Origin of the sequence: Ancylomarina sp. (assembly GCF_041555295.1) — a bacterium.
Taxonomy (GTDB): Bacteria; Bacteroidota; Bacteroidia; order Bacteroidales; family Marinifilaceae; genus Ancylomarina.
In genome coordinates this window covers 1-23,064 of the sequence record NZ_JBFFKR010000034.1, presented here as the reverse complement: position 1 = coordinate 23,064, position 23,064 = coordinate 1, and the positions used below count along the sequence as shown (strand labels likewise).

Sequence of the window (23,064 nt, the reverse complement as noted above, 5' to 3'; positions counted from 1 at the left end):
GTTGTCTGTTATCAATCTTAACATCAACACTAGTTTAACCTTTTTCACTTTAACCTTTATCCTTTTTAACCTTTACACTTGGTACTTAAAATATGAATAATCTAGATTTTGCAAATCCTGAATACCTATACTTACTGCTGCTAATCGTTCCTGTTATTGCATGGTACTTTTGGCGCGATAAAAAGGCACATGCCAGCATACAGGTCTCTACATTAAAGAGTCTGTCCAAGGCTCCTAAAACTTATAAGTTTTATTTCCGACATGCTCTTATTCTTTTTAGAGTTCTTGCTATTGCTTTTTTGGTGATTGCATTGGCTCGTCCACAATCGAGCAATGATTGGAAAAATGTGAGTTCAGAAGGAATCGATATCGTCATGTCTCTGGATATTTCGAGTAGTATGTTAGCTCAAGATTTCGAACCCAACCGTTTAGAAGCAGCTAAAGATGTGGCAACTCAATTTATCACGGGACGTCAGCAAGATAAAATTGGCTTGGTCATTTTTAGTGGAGAGAGTTTTACTCAATGTCCACTGACGACTGATCACGCCGTATTAATCAACCTTTTTAGCGATATCAAATCAGGAATGATTGAAGATGGAACGGCTATTGGTTTAGGTTTGGCAAATGCTGTGAATCGTCTAAAAGATAGTGAAGCCAAATCGAGAGTGATCATTCTTCTTACCGATGGGGTTAACAACCAAGGTGAAATTGCGCCTATTACGGCTGCAGAATTAGCTAAAACGTTTGGTATTCGTGTTTATACAGTAGGTATTGGAACTCAAGGCACAGCGCCCTACCCTTTCAGAACACCTTTTGGCATACAAATGCAGAATATGCCTGTAGAAATTGATGAGGCTACCCTAACGGATATTGCTGAGCTTACTGGTGGAAAATACTTTAGAGCAACGGATAACAATAAACTAAAAGCCATCTACGAAGAAATTGATCAGATGGAAAAAAGAAAGATAGAAGTGAAACAGTTTAGCACCAAGAGTGAAGCATACAAAAGCTATGCACTTTGGGCTGCCCTATTCCTTTTACTTGAAATTGCTTTCCGAAACAGTATTCTTAGAAACATTCCTTAATGAATTTATGATTGAGGCTAATTGATTTAAGATTAAAAAATAACCATGAGTATTGAGATGTAAATCATCTCAAACCGAAAAAATCGATACTCACTTAATATTATCTGAAAATGAACCAGTTTCGTTTTGAACATCCAGAATATCTCTACTTATTCTTCATTATTCCTGCTCTTGTGGTGCTTTATTACATTAGCTATAGAATGAAGAAAAAGGCACTTAAGGAATATGGCGATATGTCTATCATTTCGCAGTTGATGCCTTTCGCATCATTCACACGACCTGTTTATAAATTCGCTATCATGCTTTTGGCTTTTAGTTTTCTTATTATTGCCATAGCTGGTCCTCAGTTTGGCTCTAAGCTGAGAAAAATCAAGCGCAAGGGTGTTGAGATTGTCATTGCTTTAGATGTGTCTAACTCAATGCTGGCACAGGATATTAAACCCAATCGTTTAGAGAGTGCAAAACGTGCAATTTCCCAAATGGTTGATAATTTGAGTAACGACAAGATTGGTTTAATTGTGTTTGCTGGTGAGGCTTATACACAGTTACCCATTACGACTGATTATTCTTCAGCAAAGCTGTTTTTATCGACTATCAATACGGATATTGTACCAGTTCAGGGAACTGCAATTGGATCGGCCATTAATTTAGCCAGCAAAAGTTTTACTCCGGATAGTGAAGCGAGCAAAGCCATTATCGTTATTACCGATGGTGAAAACCATGAAGATGATGCAACAGCTGCTGCAAAAGCCGCTCTAGAACAAGGCATTGTGGTTCATACCATTGCCATGGGACTACCAAAGGGTGCTCCTATTCCAATAAAAGGTAAGTCTGGTCAGTTTAGACAAGATGACGAGGGCAATGTGGTTATCTCTAAGCTCGATGAGAAAATGCTTGCTGAAATTGCAGAAGCTGGCGGGGGTAATATGATTAAAGCCAACAATACAACGACTGGATTAAAAGCTCTTTTCAAAGAAATTAATAAAATGGAGAAAACCGAATTGGAACAAAGAATCTATTCGGATTACGATGAGAAGTTTCAATACTTTATAGCCTTTGTCCTTTTACTTATTCTGATTGAATATCTTATTCTAGACAGAAAGAATCGTCATTTTAAAGATATTCATCTATTCAGTAAGTAAAATATTAAGATCAGTATTGATTAAAAAAGATTAGAATGAAGACAAAAATTAGCCTACTCATATTAGCTCTGCTTAGCCTTGCTTGTTTTGAAGCAAACGCTCAGAAAGAAAGAAAATTTATCAGAAAAGGGAATGGCCTTTTCGAAAACAAGAACTTTGAGAATTCTGAAGTAGAATATCGAAAAGCTCTAGATAAGGATGTGGCATCTTTTGAGGCTGCCTTCAACTTGGGCGATGCCCTTTACAAGCAAAAGAAATATGACGAAGCTTTGGAACAATTTCAAACATTGGCTTCAAAAGAAACCGATCCTCAACGTTTAGGTCTTTTACACCACAATATTGGTAACACCCTACTCGTTAATAAAAAGATTGACGAAAGTATTGAAGCTTATAAACAATCTCTTCGACATTTTCCTGATTCGAAAGAAACCAAATACAATTTGGAATATGCTCGTAAAATGAAGGAAAAAGAAGAGCAGCAGAAAAAACAAAATAAGGATCAACAGAACCAGGATAATAAGGATAATAAGGATAATAAGGATAACAAAGACAAGAATAAAGACCAGGATAAAAAAGATCAAGAGAATAAAGACGATCAAAATAAAAAGCAAGACGACCAGAAAAAGGATCAGGATAAAAAGAAAGATCAAAAAGATAAGGAGAAAGAGAAGCAAGAGCCAAACGAAGGAGACAAGGATAAGAAACAAGAACCTAAAGAAGGTAAAATCTCTAAAGAAGATGCTCAACGCTTATTAAAAGCTCTGGAAAACGACGAGAAAAAAGTGCAACAGAAAGTTCAAAAAGCTAAGGCTAAAGCACAAAAGAAGAAGAAACAAAAAATCAAAAAGGATTGGTAATACACAATGGTGAATTAGGATTTAAGAATTATTTAAAATATCATGACTTTCTATTCATTTATAATTCATCACTCATAATTTAATTGTTAATTGTGTTTCTAAATTAACAATAGACTTATTCACTGCTTCGCACTTAATTTGCAAAATTATCTGTAATTTTGATTTTGCATAAAATTAAACCTTTTAGAAAAATAAATAAAGATTGATGAAGAGACTATTTTTCTTATTACTTACATGTCTATTTTTTAGTACTTCGGCTTTTGCCGATAAAACTAAATTTACAGCTACAGCACCAAATGTTGTTGCTTTAGGTGAGCAATTTCGCCTATCCTACAGTTTGAATGAGAAAGGAGAAGGATTGAAACTTCCAGCAATAAAAGGCTTTAGAGTTCTTTTAGGACCTTCTACTTCAACCAGCATGAGCACGCAGTATGTCAATGGGAAAATGACGTCCAGCTCATCATACACATACACTTATGTGTTGCTTGCCGAAACAGAAGGGAAATTCACTTTTGAACCAGCTGAAATTACGGTGGATGGAAAGGTGATTAAATCGAATAGTCATACGATTGAAGTCGTTCGTTCGAGCACTAAGAATAAACAACAGGGAACGCATCAAAGTACATCAGCTCAAGCGCAAAATATAACAGAAGACAATTTGTATCTCAAGGTTAATGTCGATAGGAAATCTGTTTTTATGGGTGAGCCTGTAAAAGCAAGTTTGAAAATCTATACTAAAGATGTTAAGGTTGTCAACTTTGAGCAATTTAAAGAACCTTCATACCAAGGGTTCTTAACTCAGAATATTGAAGGATCTAATTCCAATGCATTTCAAGGCGAAAATATAAATGGTGAAATATTCTATACTTATACCATAAAGGAGATTTTACTATTCCCTCAGCATGATGGAGAAATTATTATTGATCCTATGGAGTTAAGTTGTATTGTGCAATTAACTGCGCAGGCACGCTCAAGAGGTTTCTTCGACGATTTCTTTAACAACTACAAGAACGTTCGTATTCCACGTAAATCAAAGCCTGTTAAAATTAAGGTTAAACCAGTACCGAATAATGCTCCAAGAAGTTTCGATGGTGCTGTTGGTCAGTTTAAAATGAATACAACTATCAACCAAGATTCTGTTAAAGTTGACGATGCAATTACCATGAAAGTGACGATCTCGGGTAATGGAAACATGAAACTTATTAATCCATTAAAATTTGATTTCCCTGCAGACTTTGAGGTTTATGATCCAAAAACCAATCAAAATCTACAGAGCTCAGCTAAAGGAATGACGGGCTCAACGACATTTGAATATTTAATTATTCCTCGCCACGCAGGTGATTTTACCATTCCGGCAAACGAGTTTACCTATTTCGATCCTAAAGCAAAACTATATAGAACCAAGTTAAGTCCTGAATTTAAAATTCATGTGGCAAAAGGTGAAGGTGGCATTTCAAATACAACCATTAGTTCTTTCACTAAAGAAGATGTGAAGTTTATTGGAAAAGATATTCGTTTTATTAAAACCAATCTTTTTGAACCCATCTACAAAGGTGAAATTTTCTTTGGAACCCTTAATTTTTATTTGGCCTATATCTTACCTCTTTTCATTTTCTTAATGGCATTTTTCTTCAATCGTAAGCGAATCAAAGAAAATGCTGATGTGGCTAAGATGAAAAATAAGCGTGCGAATCGGGTTGCAATGAAACGTTTAAAAGCAGCATCTATAAGCCTAAAGGCAAATAAAAAAGAAGCTTTCTACGATGAAATATTGAAAGCTCTATGGGATTATATCTCAGATAAGTTCAACTTACCCTTATCCGATTTGAGTAAGGATAATATCAATGAAATTCTTATAGAAAAAGAAATTGAGAAGGAAATCATTACCGATTTTATGGCTATTCTAGATACTTGCGAATTTGCTCGTTATGCACCATCAAGTGGCTCATCCGAAATGGACAGCCTTTATCAGAAAACCATGGATACCATTACCAAACTTGAAAAAAACATCAAGTAATTATGCAAAAGTTCATTTACACCCTTATAGCCTTAGCTTTATCTATTCAGGTATTTGCTCAAATTCAAGCAAATCCAATTCAAGAAGCTAATGACCTTTATCAGAAAGGCGAATTCGAAGAAGCTGTCAAGTCGTACGAATCTGTATTGGAAACTCGTATTGAAGCTCCTGAAATCTATTTCAATCTAGCTAATGCCTATTACAAAACAGGCAAAATAGCTCCAGCCATTCTAAATTATGAAAGAGCTCTTCTTCTATCTCCTGAGGATGAGGATATCAAATATAATCTGGAATTGGCACAGAAAAACGTTACAGATAAGTTAGAAGTTCTTCCTGAGTTCTTCGTGAGCTCATGGGTTTCTGGCTTATGGAATAGTTTATCAGCCAATGCTTGGTCTTGGTTATCGATAGGTTTCTTCTTCTTCTTCTTAGCTTTAATGAGCCTTTACTTGTATAGCAAGCAGAGTCGAATTAAAAAACTTGGCTTCTTCCTATCAATCCTATGTTTACTTTCAAGTCTTGTATTCTACAATTTTGCAGCAAAAATGAACAAGCAACTTACGCTTCGAGAGTACGCTATTGTATTTAGTCCTAGTGTTACAGTTAAGGGTTCTCCTGATGAGAGTGGCACTCAACTCTTCTTACTACACGAAGGCACCAAGGTTAAAGTTATAGAAGCACTTGGCGATTGGCGTAACATCAAACTAAGTGATGGCAACCAAGGCTGGCTTAAAAAAGAAGATATTGAGATCATCTAGATTCTGAATCATAAATCAAAAAAATAAGGGCAACTGGATAGTTGCCCTTATTTTTTTACCCTGACAGACTTAATAGTTCTTGACTTCCGTTTCGCCTCTAAGAATCATTTGTCCATAATAAGATAAGGCTCCCAATACTTCCGCCCCAGGAATAACATACACAGGAGCAATAACTTCAACTCTATGACGTATTTCACGAACAAACTTATCATCCTTCGCTAAACCGCCAGTTATCACGATTCCATCAACAGATTCCCCTTCAAAGCAAACATATAAGGATGATATGTATTTGGAAACCTGATAAGCCATAGCAGACAAAACCTCTTCAGCTTTCTCATCTCCAGCGTCTCTTAGCTGGCAAACATCATAAGCGCTATATGTTTTAAAATAAGCATACAAGCCCCCTTCGCCTGTCTGCATTTTCAACATCTCTTCTTTGGTATATTTTCCAGAATAACACATTTTTATCACATCTCCCATTGGTAAAGAACCACTGCGAATAGGAGAAAATGGACCATCGCCATCGTAAGCTTGATTCGCATCAATCACTCGGCCTTTTTTATGAGCTCCAATACTAATACCTCCACCAAGATGTGCGACAATCAAATTCATATCCTCATACTCTGCATACTTGATCTTAGCATACTTTCGTGCAGATATTTTGTGATTGAGAGCATGGAAAATTGAGCGACGCTTAAACTCCGGACGACCTGTAAAACGAGCGATATCCTGAAACTCATCTACAACAACAGGATCGGCAATATAAGCATGTGCTCCCTCAATGGCTTTTGCAATTCCATCTGCTAACAAACCACCCAGGTTAACGACATCTTCGCCAAATTCAGCAGATCTAAGATCTTGAACCATTGCTTCGTTTACACGATAGACCCCGGACTCAACTGGCTTAATCAAACCACCACGACCAATAACAACCTTAATGTGTTTTATCTCAATATCATTCTCTTCAAGTTCTTTCAATATCACTGAAGTGCGATACTGGACCTGATCGTTAAAAGATGGATTTACACCCTTTTCTAAATTGTGATGATTAATTTTCTTGAAAAACAAAGTCGAATTCCCCTGATATACAGCCACTCTTGTGAAGTACATTCTTGGATTAAGTGCTAAAACTAGATCTCTCATATTATTCGTGTTTATTGTTTGTATTTTGATTAATATCTCCTATTTCATATCCTTTTGTATGTTTAACATCCTATATATCGTGATATGACCAAGCGTTGAATTTCCGAAGTTCCTTCCCCAATCTGTAGCAAACGCTGATCACGATAGAATCGCTCAATAGGATACTCTTTCATCAGACCATATCCTCCGTGAATTTGAACGCCCTCATCAGCGACTTCTTTTGCTATTTCAGAGCAATATAATTTAGACATAGCTGCTTCCTTTTCAAATGGCTGACCATTATCCTTCAACCAACATGCCTTATACAACAGATTTCTTGCTAACTCTATCTTCATTGCCATATCGGCAAGTTTGAAACTGTTAATTTGGAATTTTGAAATTGGTCTACCAAATTGCTTACGTTCCTTTGCATATTCTAAAGCCATCTCAAAAGCACCTTGTGCTAAACCAAGTCCCATTGCAGCAATAGAAAGCCGTCCCGAATCAAGTGTCTTCAACATGATTTTTGATCCCATTCCACGTAATCCAAGGATATTTTCTTTGGGTACTTTACAATTATCAAAAAACATTTGAGATGTATCTGAAGCACGCCACATGAGTTTACCATGCATTGGCTGACTTTTCCAGCCTTCAGTGTCTTTTTCTACCAATATACAAGTGAATTCTTTTTCCTCACCATCTATTGCTGATATGGTTTGAACTGTAACACCTGAGGTTTGTATATTTGATCCATTAGTAATGAAAATTTTGGATCCATTAATCTCCCACATCGCACCAAGATCCTTTACAAAAGTCTTGGTTCCCCTTGAATCAGATCCAGCTTCAGCTTCAGTTAATCCAAAGGCCCATAACTCATTCCCAGAACAAAGCCCAGGTAGATATTTTAATTTTTGTTTCTCGGTTCCAAAATTATAGATTGGACCGATTCCCAATGAATTGTGTGCGGCTAAAGTTGCTGCATGTGATCCATCAACTCGAGCCACTTCTTCAACTGCAATGATATATGAAAGATAATCGCTTGAATGTCCACCATATTTCTCGGGTAAGAACATACCGAATAATCCCATCTCTCCCATTTTCTTTGTCAGTTCAGGAGAAAATTCTTCTTTCTCATCTAATTCAGCAGCAAGAGGTTTAATCTCTCTTTCAGCAAAATCGCGAACCGCCTTTCGTATAATATGATGTTCTTCGTTTAAAAAAGGATCCATATGCTGTGTATTTACTTGTTGATTATAAGTTAAGGATTATTTCAACACTCAACTTCATTCAAATAATAATTCAAGCTATTTTAACTTGATATCTTTTAAGTAAGCCTTTGGTATAGGGAACGATTGATTTAAGAGTGCCGAAGCCATAGTCTTACCTTGTGCATCAATCATCAATGATTTTGTACCTCCTCCATCTAAAGATTCTTCTAAAAGGAAATTAAAAGCCAATAAGTTATCTAGTTCATAGCGCTTCACTTTCCCCTTACAAATACTTTTAAACATCGTTTTCACAACCTCAGATGTTAAGCTTGTTTTCAGATAATTATAAATCGATTCTGATCGGGCTAATACGCCAATATTAAAAGTATCACCCTTATCTCCGGAACGGGCCATACAAACTGTTCTAAGAGGCACATGCTCCATCTCCATTTGAGAATACTTATCGCTAGAAGTAGAATGAGATTTTGATTTTTCTACATTAAAATCTGCTTCATTTCCCAAAACAGAGTCAATTTCATAAGTTTCTTGAATATCTCCCTTTGAATCTAAGACATGCACAATAGTTTGAATCAAAGTTTTCGGTATTAGAGTTGGCCAATAGGTCATAACCTGCTGCCCACGAGCTCTTCCGCCTATCACAGCCACTCCCGGAGGACCACTCAATATCAATGGAGCAATACTTGTAGAAAAGGCCTTAATCTTATCTAAATCATCATCGTAGACAGAAAAACGCAGTAGAATCTCATTAGGATCAATTTCCTCAACCAAATCCTGATGACAAGCATTATAACCGACGTATTCTGTATTGGTTTTCTTATAATCAATATTCAACCTTTGCCAAAAAATCTTCTCAAACTCACGAGCTTTATTTAAGACACGTCCTCCTGAAATAACAATAGAGCTTACAGCCTTATATCCATCCTCATAAGCCATAGATACTTTTAGAAAATGTGTTGAAGGATGACCTTTAGAATTTTTCACTAAGACCCTATTTTGAGACACATCTGTCAATTCTAATTGACTAAAATCAGCAACAACATCAGGGCTAATATAGTGCTTGGGATCACCCATTTCATAAACCAATTGCTCACGAATAGTATCACGACTTATCAGCCCACCCGTATTAGGATGTTTATAAACCTCAAAACTCCCATCACGATTCATTTCAACAATTGGATAGCCCATATTATCCCACTTCTCAACTTTTTGCCAATCGGTAAAATTACCGCCACTGGCTTGTGCACCACACTCAATAATATGTCCTGCTACCAATCCAGCAGCTAATTTATCCCAATCATCTAAATCCCAACCAAGTTCATAAATGAAAGGTGCCATGGTTATCGATGTATCGGTCACTCTACCGGCAAGAATTAAATCAGCACCACTTTCAAGAGCCTTCAGTAAAGGAGGAACACCTAAATAAACATTTGCAGATTGAATATTATCTTTGATATGAGCAAAATCATCACCTGTTTCCATATCAGTAAACATGGCCTTATCTGGATAGAACTCATCAATTCGCTCAATGATATTATCACCAATAACAACTGCAATTTTCAAGTCAATGCCTTTAACTTTCAGCTCTGCTAAAATTTTTCTTGCACAAGCTAAAGGATTAATACCACCTGCATTGGTTAGCATTCGTACCTTTTTTGCTTTCATCAACTCAGCCACATCAACAATCTGACCGACAAAATCGCCCACATAGCCCATGGCTTCATTCTTTAACTGTTGTTTTCGAAGGATACTCATGGTAACCTCAGCTAAAAAGTCCGAAGAAATATAGTCCAATTCTCCACCTTCTAACTGACGTCTTAAAACCCCAAGATCATCTCCCCAAAAACCACCGGCATTTGCTATTCGAATTTTGTCTTTCATGATGTTATCATTTAATTAACAATTGAGAATACTCTATTCCAATCGTATAAGTTCATAATTTATCCTACGCCTCAATCAATTTTATAAGTTCCATTTGACTTTTAACCTGATCACCTTCCTTAATCACGATTTCAGAAACCACGGCATCGAAAGGTGCTAATATGCTATTTTCCATTTTCATGGATTCCAGAATAAGTAAGACATCTGACTTTTGAATTTTCTCTCCAAGCTTCACATTAATCTTAACAACTTTGCCTGGAAGAGGAGCAAGAATTCGATCTCCAGAATTGCTCTCACTTTCAAAGCTCTCATTGAAAAGTTCATTAACGGAATCAGACCAACGTCTCAATGTCAACAGAATTCCTTTACATGAAACATATGCTTCATTACGCTCATCCTTTGAAATATAGAATGAATAGATCTTCCCATTATAAATCAGATCAATACAATTATCATTCAACTCCAGCTTTTCAAAACGATAAGTTCTTTTATCTATCTCATAAGTCATTTCATCAATTGCTGAAACTTCAATCGTTTTATCATCGTGAGTTAACTTAAATACCTTTCTGGCATTACGCCAATAGCCAATTTCTTCCCAAATGTTTTTAGCTGGGTCTACATGCAAGTCAAAATGTGAGAAGGCAGCATAGAATAAAGCATGATCTATGGATTGCTGATCCTGATTCATCCGAACTAAAAGTTCTTTCTCGTTATCCTTGCAGAAATGGGTTGATATCTGATTTTGAATATATTCATCTGTCCCAATCAGATTCTTAAGAAAATGAATATTGTTTTTTATACCATGAATGTGATAATCTGACAAAGCTTGTTGCAAACCATAAATTGCTAGGTCTCTTGTTTCATCCCATACAACCAATTTCGAGATCATAGGGTCAAAATCCGGGTAAATTGTACTCGCTTTCGAAAGTGACGAGTCTACACGAAGTTTTGTGTTTGTTACAATCGGTTCCTTATAAAGCTCAATGTCTCCGGGAGCAGGTATGAAATCGTGCTCGGGATCTTCAGCATAGATTCTGGCTTCAATGGCATGACCATTCATAACAATATCGTCCTGATTATATCTGAGTTTCTTACCTGAAGCAATCGCCAACTGCTCTTCAACCAAATCAATTCCTGTAATCATTTCGGTTACGGGGTGTTCAACTTGAATCCTAGTATTCATCTCCAAAAAGTAGAACTCATTGTTCTCATCCATCAAGAACTCAATTGTACCCGCATTAGAATAGCCCAATGCTTGAGTTAAACGAACAGCAGCATTCCCCATTCTTAGTCTAAGCTCGGGGCTTACACTTGCTGATGGTGCTTCTTCAATAATTTTTTGGAAACGACGCTGAATCGAACATTCTCTTTCAAACAAATGAATGGCATTTCCATGTTTATCTGCGAGGATCTGAACTTCAATATGACGTGGATTTTCAATATAACGTTCTAATAACACTTCGCCATTACCAAAGTATTTTTCAGCCTCACGAGATGTAGCCGCAATAGCTGATTCCAAATCTGATTTAGATTTAACAATACGCATGCCCTTGCCACCACCTCCTGCAGCTGCTTTCACCAAAACTGGAAATTGCAATTGAGCAGAGTTCTTCAATAAAGTCGCCTTATCTCCAATAATTCCCTCTAAAACAGGCAAATTCTGTAAAACAGCAAATTCACGAGCATTGACCTTATTTCCCATCAATTCAATGGACTTTGCATCGGGCCCCACAAAATCTATTTTTGCCTCTGAACAGGCTTTAGCAAATACAGGATTCTCTGCAAGAAATCCATAACCTGGGTGAATCGCATCGGCCTTATTTTCTAAAGCAATCTTAATTATTTGTTGCTTATCCAAATAAGTTGACAACAAATCATCTCCCTTAAGAGGGTACGCCTCATCAGCTAAGCGAACATGATCAGCATCCTTATCTTTGTCAGAATAAATAACCAAGGTCGAAATACCCAATTTATGAGCGGTTCGAATGATTCGAACTGCAATTTCACCTCTATTTGCTATTAGTAGTCGTTTATAATACATCCGTATCTATTATTTCACCCAATTCGGTTTTCTCTTTTCCAAGAAGGAATTCATTCCCTCTTGTCCTTCATCTGATTTTCTTAGATCAGCTATCATTTTAGCCGTATAAGTCATAGCTTCTTCATGACTTAATCGATTACTCATATCGTAGATTAACTGCTTACACTGCGAAACTGCAATAGGTCCACTTGTGCCAAGATTATGAATCAATTCTGCTAGTTTTGCTTTTCTTTTCTTCTCTCCCAATGACCAATTTACAAGACCATATTTTTCAGCTACTTTTCCCGAAAAACGGATTCCAGTAAGCATCAATTCTTTTGATTTATATTCCCCTACTCTTTTCATCACATAGGGCGAAATACAAGCTGGTACAATACCAATTTTAACCTCACTAAGTGAGAAAACAGCTTTTTTATCAGCAAGTACAAAATCGCAAGCCGCTAATAAACCATTAGCGCCACCTATAGCTGCCCCATGAACCATGGCTATTGTTGGAAACTTACAGGAATAGATACTATTGAAACACTGTGACAACTTAAAACTCTCCTGATAATTCTCTTCATGCGAGTAATTAACCACTGATTTCATCCATTTTAGATCTGCACCAGCACAAAATGATGGTCCTCTACCTTCTATAACAAGTAAACGAATTTCAGTATAGTCCATTTTTTCAACCCCAGCAAAGCAATGAATCAATTCTGATATCATCACTTCATTAAAGGCATTATGTATCTCAGGTCGATTCAAATAAACGTAGCCAATCTGATGCTCTATTTTAAATTCTATCGTTTTATACATGATTTCTGTTTCATTCAATTTTCAAAAAAACACTTAGGATTACATTCGGAAAATGCCAAATTTAGGTTCTCCATATTCTTTATTTTGAGAAGCTGCAATACCTAAAGCAAGGACTTGTCTGGTTTCCAATGGATCGATTATCCCATCATCCCACATACGTGATGTGCTGTAATAAGGAGAGCCTTCTTCTTCAAACTTCTGTAGGATGTTATCACGAAGTTTATTCTTCTCATCCTCATCAAACACCTGACCTCTTGATTTTAACTGCTGTTCTTTCACTTGAACCAAAACACCTGCGGCCTGTTCACCACCCATAACTGAAATTCTGGCATTTGGCCACATCAACAACAAACGGGGCTCATAGGCACGGCCAGCCATAGCATAATTTCCAGCTCCAAATGAACCACCTACAATAACCGTAAATTTGGGTACTTGTGCATTAGCCACGGCATGAACCATTTTGGCTCCATCACGAGCGATTCCTCGATGTTCGTATTCTTTACCTACCATAAAACCTGTAATATTTTGAAGGAATACTAAGGGTGTTTTGCGCTGACAACACAATTCAATGAAATGAGCGGCTTTAAGAGAAGTTTCGGAAAAGATAATGCCATTATTGGCAATAATACCCACCGGGTAGCCCATGATTCTGGCAAAGCCTGTTACAATGGTTGGGGCGTAACGTTCTTTAAATTCATTAAAAGAACTCCCATCAACAATTCTCATAATTAGTTCACGAGCATCAAGAGGTTTCTTAAGATCTAAAGGTGCTAATCCGTACAATTCTGAAGGATCATAAGCAGGTTCGACAGCCTTTATCTTGTTTAAAGTTTGTTTTTGAGGAATTGGAATAGATTCAAAAATATTTCGACAGATTTGGATGGCATGTCTATCGTTCTCAGCCAAATAATCGGCAACGCCTGAAGTTGACGTATGCACTTCAGCTCCACCAAGCTCCTCTGCTGTGACTTCCTCCCCAGTAGCCGCTTTCACCAATGGAGGTCCACCAATAAAGATGGTTCCTTGTCCCCTAACAATAATGGTTTCATCACTCATGGCAGGCACATAGGCTCCACCGGCAGTACACGAGCCCATCACCATTGCAATTTGAGGTATGCCTTTGGCTGACATTTGAGCCTGATTGAAGAAGAATCGACCAAAATCTAACTTATCAGGGAATACATTAGCCTGTTCAGGTAAAAAAGCACCTCCGGAATCGACCATATAAATACAAGCCAAGTGATTCTCCATAGCAATCTCTTGAGCTCGAATATGTTTTTTAATTGTTGATTGATTGTAGGTTCCACCTTTAACAGTCGCATCATTAGCAATGATGATACATTCTCGCCCTTGCACAACACCAATTCCAGTGACTATTCCTGCCGATGGGAATTTATTATTGTACTGGTTATAAGCAGCAAGTGGTGAAAGTTCTAAAAATGGGGTATTTTTATCCAGAAGAAGTTCAATTCTATCACGTACCAAAAGCTTCCCTCTTGAAAGGTGTTTTTCTCTTGCTTTAGGATCAGCATCGTCAATAACTGATTTCAGTTTTTGACGATAATCTTCTACCAAGGCTGCATAAGCTGCTTTGTTTGAAAGAAATTCTTCAGATTGTGTATCTATTTTTGATTTTAAGCGGTACAATGTTTTTGATTTTTCGTGAGACAACTGAACAGAGCTTGTTCATTATATTCATCAAGTCAGTATATTCAAATTTTACTTGAATATAAATCAAATTTAGACAAAATACTAGCAGATCTGTTTTTCTTAATTAAATATTACTCTAAGAAAAACGAATTATCAAAGCTTATTAAAGATCATAAGATTCATCCCAATACTCCTTCTCCACAGTCAAACACTTTACCCCGCATTATCACAAACGAAAATTTTATTTCCTCATATGCACATCTCTTTGAGGAAATGGAATTATGACTCCATTCTTTCTGAAAGCCTCATCAATTGCGAATCTTAAATCACTTTTAATATTTTCTACTAAGAATGTCTCTTGCACCCAAAAGTATAATTGAAAATCGAGTGAAGACTCTCCAAAATTGTTAAAACGTACAAAAGCTACTGGTTTATTAGCAATCTTATTATGAGCCATGGCACAAGCTTTTAATAAGTCACTTACCAACTTCACATCGGAACCATAAGCCACACCAACTTCAACAAAAAAACGCGTTTTAAAATCGATATGGCTCCAATTAATAATTCTGTCATTAACAAACTTCGAATTTGGAACAATCATCACAATATCATCCCTTGTTTTAATTTTAGAAGTTCTCAAGCCAATTTCAATTACCTTACCAACCGTGTCATCATCCAATTGAATGACATCATTAATCTGAAGGTTTCTTTCTACGATTAAAACCAAACCTGAGGCAATATCATTGAAGAGTTGCTGAATACCCAAACCAACTCCAACCAAAAGAGCAGCAATACTGGCAAGTAGAACAGAAATCTGTACGCCTACCGTATCAAGTAGAGCAATAACAACAATTACCCAGGTTAGATATTTAACAAATAAAAATACAGACCAATAAACACCTTGATCTCTCTCTCGTTTGGCAATAAAACGTTTAAAAATACGCTTCAGTATTCTTAAGATAATAATGGTTACAATAACGACACCAATAACCATTAGAACACCATAAACAGTCAGACTAAAGTTCTTAGACGTAATCAAACTGTAATTTAAAAATTCACTTATTCCCATTAATTTATTCGTTTTAAAAAATTCATTGCGTCACTATAAATAGCGAAACCGTAGTATATGTTATAGATCTAGAGCCTGTGCAACAATTTCTGCTATATCCAGGTTCTCAACTTCTTCCTCTTTATTCTTAAATTTGATACCATCAGTCAGCATGGTCATACAAAAAGGGCAAGCTGTTGCCAATTTATCAACCTTTTGTTCAAGAACATCTTCGGTGCGTTCAATAAAGACCTCTTTATCCCCCTTTTCAGCATCCTTAAACATTTGGGCACCTCCTGCGCCACAACAAAGAGCTGAACTTTTGCATCGTTTCATCTCTTTTACTTCACCATAAACAGCCTTTACAATATTTCGAGGTGCATCATAGATCTTATTTCCTCTACCTAAGTAGCAAGGATCATGATAAGTGATGGATTGATTCAAAAATGGATTCTTGTCCAAATCTAAGTTTCCCATTTTAATTTGATCATCTATAAACACAGTATAATTTATCACCTCGTAATGACCTCCTAAATCCGGATATTCATTCTTAAGGGTATTGTAACAATGTGGGCAAGTACAAATTATTTTTTTAATGTTGTAGCCATTCAAAATTTCAATATTCTGCATGGCTTGCATCTGGAATAACATCTCATTACCGGCACGCTTTGCTGCATCACCAGTACAACTCTCTTCGGTGCCTAAAACAGCATAACTCAGCTCAAGGTGATTCAGTATTTTTGCAAATGAACGAGCAACTTTCTGATAACGAAGATCAAAAGCTCCTGCACATCCTACCCAGTATAAATACTCAATTTGTTCGCCTTTAGAAGCGACATCAGCCATTATTGGAATATCTATTTTTGTGTTTTTATTCATATAATTTGGATATGATTTTTCAATTTTTAAGATCAATTATTCTGCCCACTTCATTCTATCCTCAGGAGAATATTGCCAAGGGGCTCCATTATTTTCAATATTTGCAAACATGGCATTCAATCCGGCAGGAGCTGAAGCTTCTTCCATCACCAAATACCGTCGCATATCCATAATCAAATTCGGATGACTTATTTCTATCGGACACTCTTGTGCACATGCATTACAGGATGTACAAGCCCAAATTTCTTCTTCGCTAATATAATCTCTGATTAAACTCTTCGCATCTTCTTTCCCTTGTATCAAAAGAGCACCCTTTTCATTCATTCGATGACGAAGATCAACAAATATTTTACGTGGCGATAAACGTTTACCAGTGATGTTTGCCGGACAAACATCAGTACAACGTCCACACTGTGTACAAGCTAATGAGTCCATATAATTACGCCAAGTTACATCCTCAATATCCTTGACGCCAAAGCGGGTTACCTCTTCACTTTCATCGTAAGCAGCATCAGGGTCTAACATCAATTTCACCTCTTTCGTTATCGACTCAAGATTTGGATATTTTGTTAATGGCTCAAGATTAGATAGAAAAACATTAGGTATAGATAAAAACACATGAAAATGCTTAGAGTAAGGGAGGTAGTTCGCAAAAATAAATATCAATAGGATGTGAACCCACCAACCAGATTCTTGCAATGCTCCAAAATCCATAGAAGTCCATTGGATAATTTTGGAAGAAACAGGATAAACACCCAACACCTCATTGGAATGGTTACTGATATAACCCAAATTAAACAATAAAAGGGATAACATTAGGAAACCAATAAAATAAAGCGATAATTGAGCATCTAAATTCGTTTTAGGCGTAATTTCAACGCCTTTAAAGCGAGATATATTCATGAAATTTCTTCTGATGATGAAGAAAATAATGAAAACCAGAATAATAAAAGCAAACACATCGCCTGATGCCATAATCACATCGTAAAAAGCACCCATAAATGCGAAGGATCGATCAGAGCCTAAAAGCCCATCAAAAACCATCTCGATACTTCCCAAAGTAATCACTAAAAATCCCCAAAAAACCAGCGCATGCATGAAACCAATAATGGGTTTTCTGAAAATCTTACTTTGCCCAAACGCGACGTTCAATGTTCGTGTTATTCGTGCTGATATATTCTTTATGGGGTATGCAGGCTTAGTCAATTTAAAGAAAGCTCTTAAACGAAATACCGACCAAACAAAAACACCTAGGGTAATAAGAAGAACAACAGTAAATAGGGTTTGCTTTATCATGATGTATAGGGTTTGCTTATAGATTTGAAAATAATGAGTCAGCTACAAGAGCTGACTCAATTTGTATTACTCTCCATTACGAATAATCTCAGTTAATTTTGGAAGCACTGTCATAGCATCACCAATAACACCATAATCAGCTACAGAAAAAATCGGTGCTTCAGGATCGGTATTTATAGCAACTATACACTTGGAGCGACTGACCCCAGCCACATGCTGAATAGCTCCTGAAATCCCAATTGCGAAATACAAATTCGGAGCAATTACCTTACCTGTTTGTCCGACGTGCTCTTCGTGCCCTCTCCAACCATCATCAGATACAGGACGTGAACATGCTGTCGCTGCACCCAATAGAGAAGCTAAATCTTCAACGGGCTGCCAATTATCAGCAGCTTTCATTCCCCTACCAGCAGAAACCACAATATCAGCATCAGCCAAAATAATTTTATTATCAGCACTTTCTACCGATTTTACTTTTATCTTAAAAAGATCATCTCTTAGATCAGGTGTAAACTTCTCAAGATTTAAACTCGTTGGGTTTTCGAGTATACCAAAGGAATTCTTTGACAATGTCAATATCTTCTTTTCAGAATCAACTTGAACATAAGCATAAGCCTTCCCAGTGAAGACTTGCTTCTTTATTACAAAAGGATCTAAAGATTTCGCCACATCTAAAACACCCGCTGCTAATCCTGCTTTCAGTTTAACCGATAAACGTGGTGAGATCGCCTTTCCCGAATTATTATCACTCAAGATCACACAGGAAGCATTCTCTTTGTTTACGACTTGGCTAATAACTTCAGCATAAATACGGCTACTAAGAATATTTAAACGGGAATCATCAACAGAAATAATTTTATCAGCTCCATATAGAGCCAGTTTTTCCAATTCTGATTCGTCAACCTCTCCAATTGAAAGAACGAGAGTTTGTGTATTAAGACGAGAGGCCAGGTCCTTAGCATAGGAAACCAACTCATAAGTTGATTTTTTAAATTTACCCTCCCAATTTTTTGCAAATGCGATTACTGACATAGCATATAATATTTTAGAATTTATCTTCTCTAATTTATCTAATCTCTAATAATAAAGTCAATTGTAATAGCCTATAAAACTTTGGCTTCAGACTTAAGTAGATCTACCAATTCCTCCAAGTGTTCAGCATCTATCATTTTACACGATGCTTTGGCTGGTGGTAATTCAAACTCAACAATATGACTTAGAGATTCCACATCTACTGCTGGTAAGACTTCTAAAGGCTTTTTTCTTGCCATCATAATACCACGCATAGCTGGAATTCTTGGTTCATTCGTGATTCCTTTTTGAACGATACCAACAAAAGGAGGTGTCAATTCGAGTATTTGTTTTCCACCTGGAATAGCTCTATGAATAATTACATTCCCATTCTCAACTTCCAGTTTAGTCATCGATGAAATCGCAGGACAATCCATAAACTCACTGAGCATACCTCCTACTGAAGAGCCATTATAATCGCTCGACTCAATACCACTTAGTACAATATCAAAAGGGTTATTTTTAAGATAGTGGGCAATTTGACCTGCGACATAATAAGCATCAAGAGGATCTGCATCCACTCTTATTGCTTTATCTGCTCCAATGGCTAGTGCTTTTCTTAAAGTCGCATCACATTTAGATAAGCCTACATTTATAACACAAACTTCGTCAATTGAATTGTTAGCATCTTCCTTCAGTTCTATAGCTCTGGTTAATGCTAGTTCATCCCATGGGTTGATAATCCACTGAATACCTGCATCATCAACTTGCTTGTTATTATCGGTGAATTTCACTTTAGTAGTGGTATCGGGAACATTACTGATACAAACTAATATTTTCATATGGTTTATATTTTTGTGGTTAGTGTTGATTTATAGATTAATACTAGGGACAGTGTTCTAATATTCATAAATCCTTAATTAAGATAATCAATCTATGCTAATAATCCCCTTGAAATCACAATTTTTTGTATCTCTGAGGTGCCTTCATAGATCTGGGTTAGCTTTGCTTCTCGCATCAAACGTTCAACATGATACTCTTTGACATAGCCATTACCACCATGAATTTGAACGGCTTCAGTGGTCACTTTCATAGCTGTTTCTGCAGCATATAATTTCGCCATGGCACTTGCTTGTCCGTAAGGTTTTCCTTGGTCTTTAAGCCAGGCGGCTTTCAAGCAAAAGTAGCGAGCAGCTTCTATTTCAACAGCCATATCTGCCAATTTAAAAGCAATGGCTTGATGCTTAAAAATTTCTTTTCCAAAGGTTTTTCTCTCCTGAGCATAATGCAAGGCCAATTCGTAGGCACCTGAAGCAAGACCTAAAGCTTGTGATGCAATTCCAATTCGTCCACCCTCAAGTGATTTCATTGCAATTGTAAAACCCTGCCCATCTTCTCCTAAACGATTTTCCTTAGGAATCTTCACATTATTAAACATGACTGAGTGGGTATCCGAAGCTCGCATACCCATTTTATTCTCATGTGGTCCCACACTAATCCCATCTAATTTTGAATCAATCAGAAAAGCATTTATACCATGATGTTTTTTTTCTGGATGGGTGTGTGCAATTAGCAAATAGGTTGATGCCGTTCCTCCAGAAGTAATCCAATTTTTAATACCATTAACCAAATAATGATCACCCATATCAACAGCAGTCGTTCTTTGCGAGGTAGCATCTGATCCTGCCTCAGGCTCTGAAAGTAAGAATGCTCCGATTTTATCACCTCTTGCCATTGGTTTCAAGAATTCCTCTTTTTGGGCTTCACTTCCATATTTCTGAACTCCCCAGCAAACTAGAGAATTATTCACAGACATGATAACTGAGACAGATGCATCTACTTTGGATATTTCTTCCATTGCTAAAACATAGGAAACAGTATCCATTCCTCCTCCATCATATTCAGGACTAACTAGCATTCCTAGAAATCCCAGTTCGCCTAATCGTTTAACTTGTTCTTTAGGGTATGTTGCATTTTCATCACGCTCAATCACTCCTGGTAATAATTCTCGCTGAGCAAAATCACGGGCAGCATCTCGAATCATCTCTTGTTCTTCGGTGAATTCAAAATTCATAGTGTGGTTTGTTTAAGGGTTAATAGTTAGTGTGTGTGGTTATTTTTCATCCAGATTCTAGCCCTTTTTATAAACAATAGAGACCAATGTTTTATCATCACCTCCCATATTAATACTAAGAGCATAAGGTCTATCCTTACTAATTTTGATTTGGGCATCACCTGCTTTACCTGTCAATTGTTCCCATAGGGTAACTGCCTGATGAACTCCTGTTGCTCCTGTTGGATGTCCCCAACCAATTAGACCTCCAGTGGTATTTATTGGCATCTCTCCATCACGTTTAGTTTTCCCATCAATAACGTAATCAATACCCTTACCAGTTTCTGCTAATCCAATGGCTTCAACGGCCATAATACCTGCAATCGAAAAACAATCATGTAATTCAATAGTTCCTAACTGACTAATAGTAACACCTGCCATATCAAGGGCCTTCTTAACAGCATTTCGAGTTGTTTCCAACGCAGTAGGATCTGTTGGGTCTTGAGTAATATCCGATGTCATTTGAGCAAAGCCAAGTACCTCAATAGCTTCTTCTGGTTTGAAACCTAATCGTTTTAAACCCTCCTCTGAAACAACAGCAATAGCTGAAGCACCATCTGAGACCTTAGAACAATCGAGTACCGTTAAATGATCAACAAATTTCTTAGGGTTTAATGGCATCTTAAGTGCCGTATCAAGTAAATTAGATTTTTTATTCTCTGCTTCTTGAGCAGTATGACAGAGTCTGGCATTCTCTATAGCATTGACATACCATTGGCTCATAGCCAATCGAGTTCGATCTTTTCCGTATTTCTCATAGTATGCTCCTGCTCTATTACTAAACACACCAGGAAAAAAATAGGCATGCCCATTTTTTCGAGATTGATTCCAACCTGCTGCAGCTAGTATATCAGCACCATAAACAGCCTTCTTTGTATTTTGAACTTCAACACCTAAAGCCAAAACCACATCAGCTGTTTCAGCTAATACCGATTTTATGGCAGATATTAATGCCAAACCTCCCGAAGCACAGGCGCCTTCAACACTTATAGCAGGTTTAAATTTAAGACCTTCATCAATTAAGGGAAAAAATGCAGGTAAATTTGCCTGATTATTAAATCGGGCTGCCATAAAATTACCAATAACGCCTTCGTCTACTTTATCAGCACCGCCAATTTTTTCTAACACTGCTTGCCCTGCTTCTTTGATATAACTTTCCAGAGGACGACTACCTTTTTTAGGATTGAATTCGGAACGACCTGTTCCCATTGATACGGTGTTGTAACCAGCAATCATGTAAATTTTTCGACGAGGAGATTTCATATGAGTTGGCGTTTGTTAAAAAAATCTTTTTTCAAACGAAATGAAAGCCTAACTGGGTCTTAATATGAAAGTAAAATCAAGTCCTTATAGTGTAGGCTTTATTGCTCAATAAGTGAAGCACGATATCGTTTCAGTGATTTAATTTAGCAATAATTCCCTTAAAATCAGAATCATGACAAAGCTTATCTAAAACAAATAAACATAAATAGATCTACTAGACTAGTAAATACGGCATAAAGAGTTCCAATTGATAAACAAAAAAAAAATAAAAACCCCTAAATTCGTTAACGATTTTTGTATCTAATTAGATATAATATGACTCTAAGATACAAGTACGAACTTCGCTTATAATAGAGAATCGACACACAACCAAAGACTATCAAAATATTTATAAATTACTAATTAGATCTAAATCAGATTAATCAAAATAGAAAAACTAAAACTCAAATTACTAGAGTAATCATAAACCAGACATTTGTGCATAAAAAAAGCTCAACCAAAGTTGAGCTTTTCCATATAGGGAAATTAAAATTTATTCGAAGAAATTATTTACTGGTCCGTAAGCATGGTAGAAACCTGTCTCCATTACTTTATTTACGGCCTTTGTGTCAGCAGCTACACCACCATCAACTAATAATTGTCCGATAGCTTTAGACTTTTGTCCGTAAGCAACAGCCAATTTAGAAGCAGGGCTAGCTAATACTTTTAACTCATTGAAGAATGGAGATAAAATACCTTCTCTTTCTCTTTCACGAATCACAGTCTTCCAATTCAACTTCTCAGTAGGTTGAGGAGTGAAATAAGCCTCATTAGAAATTTTCACATCTGCAATAGCCTTATATGCTTTTGCATCTATATCATATACCGAAACGATTTT

At 36.7% G+C, this 23,064-nt stretch carries 19 protein-coding genes; 5 read left to right on the top strand and 14 right to left on the bottom strand.

All coding sequences use genetic code 11. The features are described 5' to 3' along the window. Positions 1–92: 92 nt before the first annotated feature. The 5 genes from ABY905_RS04810 to ABY905_RS04790 all read left to right on the top strand — a co-directional run bounded on the left by ABY905_RS04810 (position 93) and on the right by ABY905_RS04790 (position 5,859). A complete protein-coding gene (locus ABY905_RS04810) occupies positions 93–1,085 on the top strand; it encodes a VWA domain-containing protein (protein WP_372641112.1) in 993 nt (330 codons plus the stop codon). Positions 1,086–1,195: 110 nt separating this feature from the next. Further along, positions 1,196–2,227 carry a VWA domain-containing protein gene (locus ABY905_RS04805; protein WP_372641110.1) on the top strand — a complete coding sequence of 344 codons (1,032 nt, stop codon included), beginning with the start codon at positions 1,196–1,198 and terminating at the stop codon, positions 2,225–2,227. A 35-nt stretch (positions 2,228–2,262) separates the two neighbouring features. Continuing rightward, the gene (locus tag ABY905_RS04800) at positions 2,263–3,084 is read left to right on the top strand and encodes a tetratricopeptide repeat protein (RefSeq protein WP_372641108.1); all 822 of its coding nucleotides are present in this window, start codon (positions 2,263–2,265) and stop codon (positions 3,082–3,084) included. A 205-nt stretch (positions 3,085–3,289) separates the two neighbouring features. Continuing rightward, positions 3,290–5,101, top strand: coding sequence for a BatD family protein (locus tag ABY905_RS04795; protein WP_372641106.1), 1,812 nt, complete (start codon positions 3,290–3,292; stop codon positions 5,099–5,101). Positions 5,102–5,103: 2 nt separating this feature from the next. After that, positions 5,104–5,859: a tetratricopeptide repeat protein gene (locus tag ABY905_RS04790; RefSeq protein ID WP_372641104.1), complete on the top strand. Its 756-nt coding sequence runs from the start codon at positions 5,104–5,106 to the stop codon at positions 5,857–5,859. Between the two features lie 69 nt (positions 5,860–5,928). Here the strand turns inward: ABY905_RS04790 and buk are convergent, their stop codons facing one another. The 14 genes from buk to ABY905_RS04720 form a co-directional block, all read right to left on the bottom strand. Continuing rightward, positions 5,929–7,002, bottom strand: coding sequence for a butyrate kinase (buk, locus tag ABY905_RS04785; protein ID WP_372641102.1), 1,074 nt, complete (start codon positions 7,000–7,002; stop codon positions 5,929–5,931). A gap of 62 nt (positions 7,003–7,064) precedes the next feature. Continuing rightward, on the bottom strand, positions 7,065–8,210 hold the full coding sequence (locus ABY905_RS04780) for an acyl-CoA dehydrogenase family protein (RefSeq protein WP_372641100.1): 1,146 nt from the start codon (positions 8,208–8,210) through the stop codon (positions 7,065–7,067). A gap of 75 nt (positions 8,211–8,285) precedes the next feature. Further along, complete coding sequence (locus ABY905_RS04775) at positions 8,286–10,088, bottom strand: acyclic terpene utilization AtuA family protein (protein WP_372641098.1); 1,803 nt, start codon at positions 10,086–10,088, stop codon at positions 8,286–8,288. 64 nt (positions 10,089–10,152) lie between these two features. Then, complete coding sequence (locus tag ABY905_RS04770) at positions 10,153–12,129, bottom strand: biotin carboxylase N-terminal domain-containing protein (protein ID WP_372641096.1); 1,977 nt, start codon at positions 12,127–12,129, stop codon at positions 10,153–10,155. A 9-nt stretch (positions 12,130–12,138) separates the two neighbouring features. Further along, entirely contained in the window at positions 12,139–12,927 is a 789-nt protein-coding gene (locus tag ABY905_RS04765; RefSeq protein ID WP_372641094.1) for an enoyl-CoA hydratase-related protein, read from the bottom strand. Between the two features lie 39 nt (positions 12,928–12,966). Further along, positions 12,967–14,598: a carboxyl transferase domain-containing protein gene (locus ABY905_RS04760; RefSeq protein ID WP_372641092.1), complete on the bottom strand. Its 1,632-nt coding sequence runs from the start codon at positions 14,596–14,598 to the stop codon at positions 12,967–12,969. Positions 14,599–14,818: 220 nt separating this feature from the next. Beyond that, positions 14,819–15,646, bottom strand: coding sequence for a mechanosensitive ion channel family protein (locus tag ABY905_RS04755; protein ID WP_372641090.1), 828 nt, complete (start codon positions 15,644–15,646; stop codon positions 14,819–14,821). 60 nt (positions 15,647–15,706) lie between these two features. Further along, positions 15,707–16,504 carry a (Fe-S)-binding protein gene (locus tag ABY905_RS04750; RefSeq protein WP_372641088.1) on the bottom strand — a complete coding sequence of 266 codons (798 nt, stop codon included), beginning with the start codon at positions 16,502–16,504 and terminating at the stop codon, positions 15,707–15,709. Positions 16,505–16,540: 36 nt separating this feature from the next. Continuing rightward, on the bottom strand, positions 16,541–17,800 hold the full coding sequence (locus ABY905_RS04745; RefSeq protein ID WP_372641086.1) for a 4Fe-4S dicluster domain-containing protein: 1,260 nt from the start codon (positions 17,798–17,800) through the stop codon (positions 16,541–16,543). 66 nt (positions 17,801–17,866) lie between these two features. Next, positions 17,867–18,832, bottom strand: a complete 966-nt coding sequence (locus ABY905_RS04740) for an electron transfer flavoprotein subunit alpha/FixB family protein (RefSeq protein WP_372641084.1) — start codon at positions 18,830–18,832, stop codon at positions 17,867–17,869. Between the two features lie 71 nt (positions 18,833–18,903). Next, positions 18,904–19,653, bottom strand: coding sequence for an electron transfer flavoprotein beta subunit/FixA family protein (locus ABY905_RS04735; protein WP_372641082.1), 750 nt, complete (start codon positions 19,651–19,653; stop codon positions 18,904–18,906). Positions 19,654–19,745: 92 nt separating this feature from the next. Next, a complete protein-coding gene (locus ABY905_RS04730; protein ID WP_372641080.1) occupies positions 19,746–20,885 on the bottom strand; it encodes an acyl-CoA dehydrogenase family protein in 1,140 nt (379 codons plus the stop codon). A 57-nt stretch (positions 20,886–20,942) separates the two neighbouring features. Beyond that, a complete protein-coding gene (locus ABY905_RS04725) occupies positions 20,943–22,187 on the bottom strand; it encodes a thiolase C-terminal domain-containing protein (protein ID WP_372641078.1) in 1,245 nt (414 codons plus the stop codon). A 532-nt stretch (positions 22,188–22,719) separates the two neighbouring features. Further along, positions 22,720–23,064: hypothetical protein (locus ABY905_RS04720; protein ID WP_372641076.1), on the bottom strand; the 345-nt coding region annotated here is incomplete at its 5' end.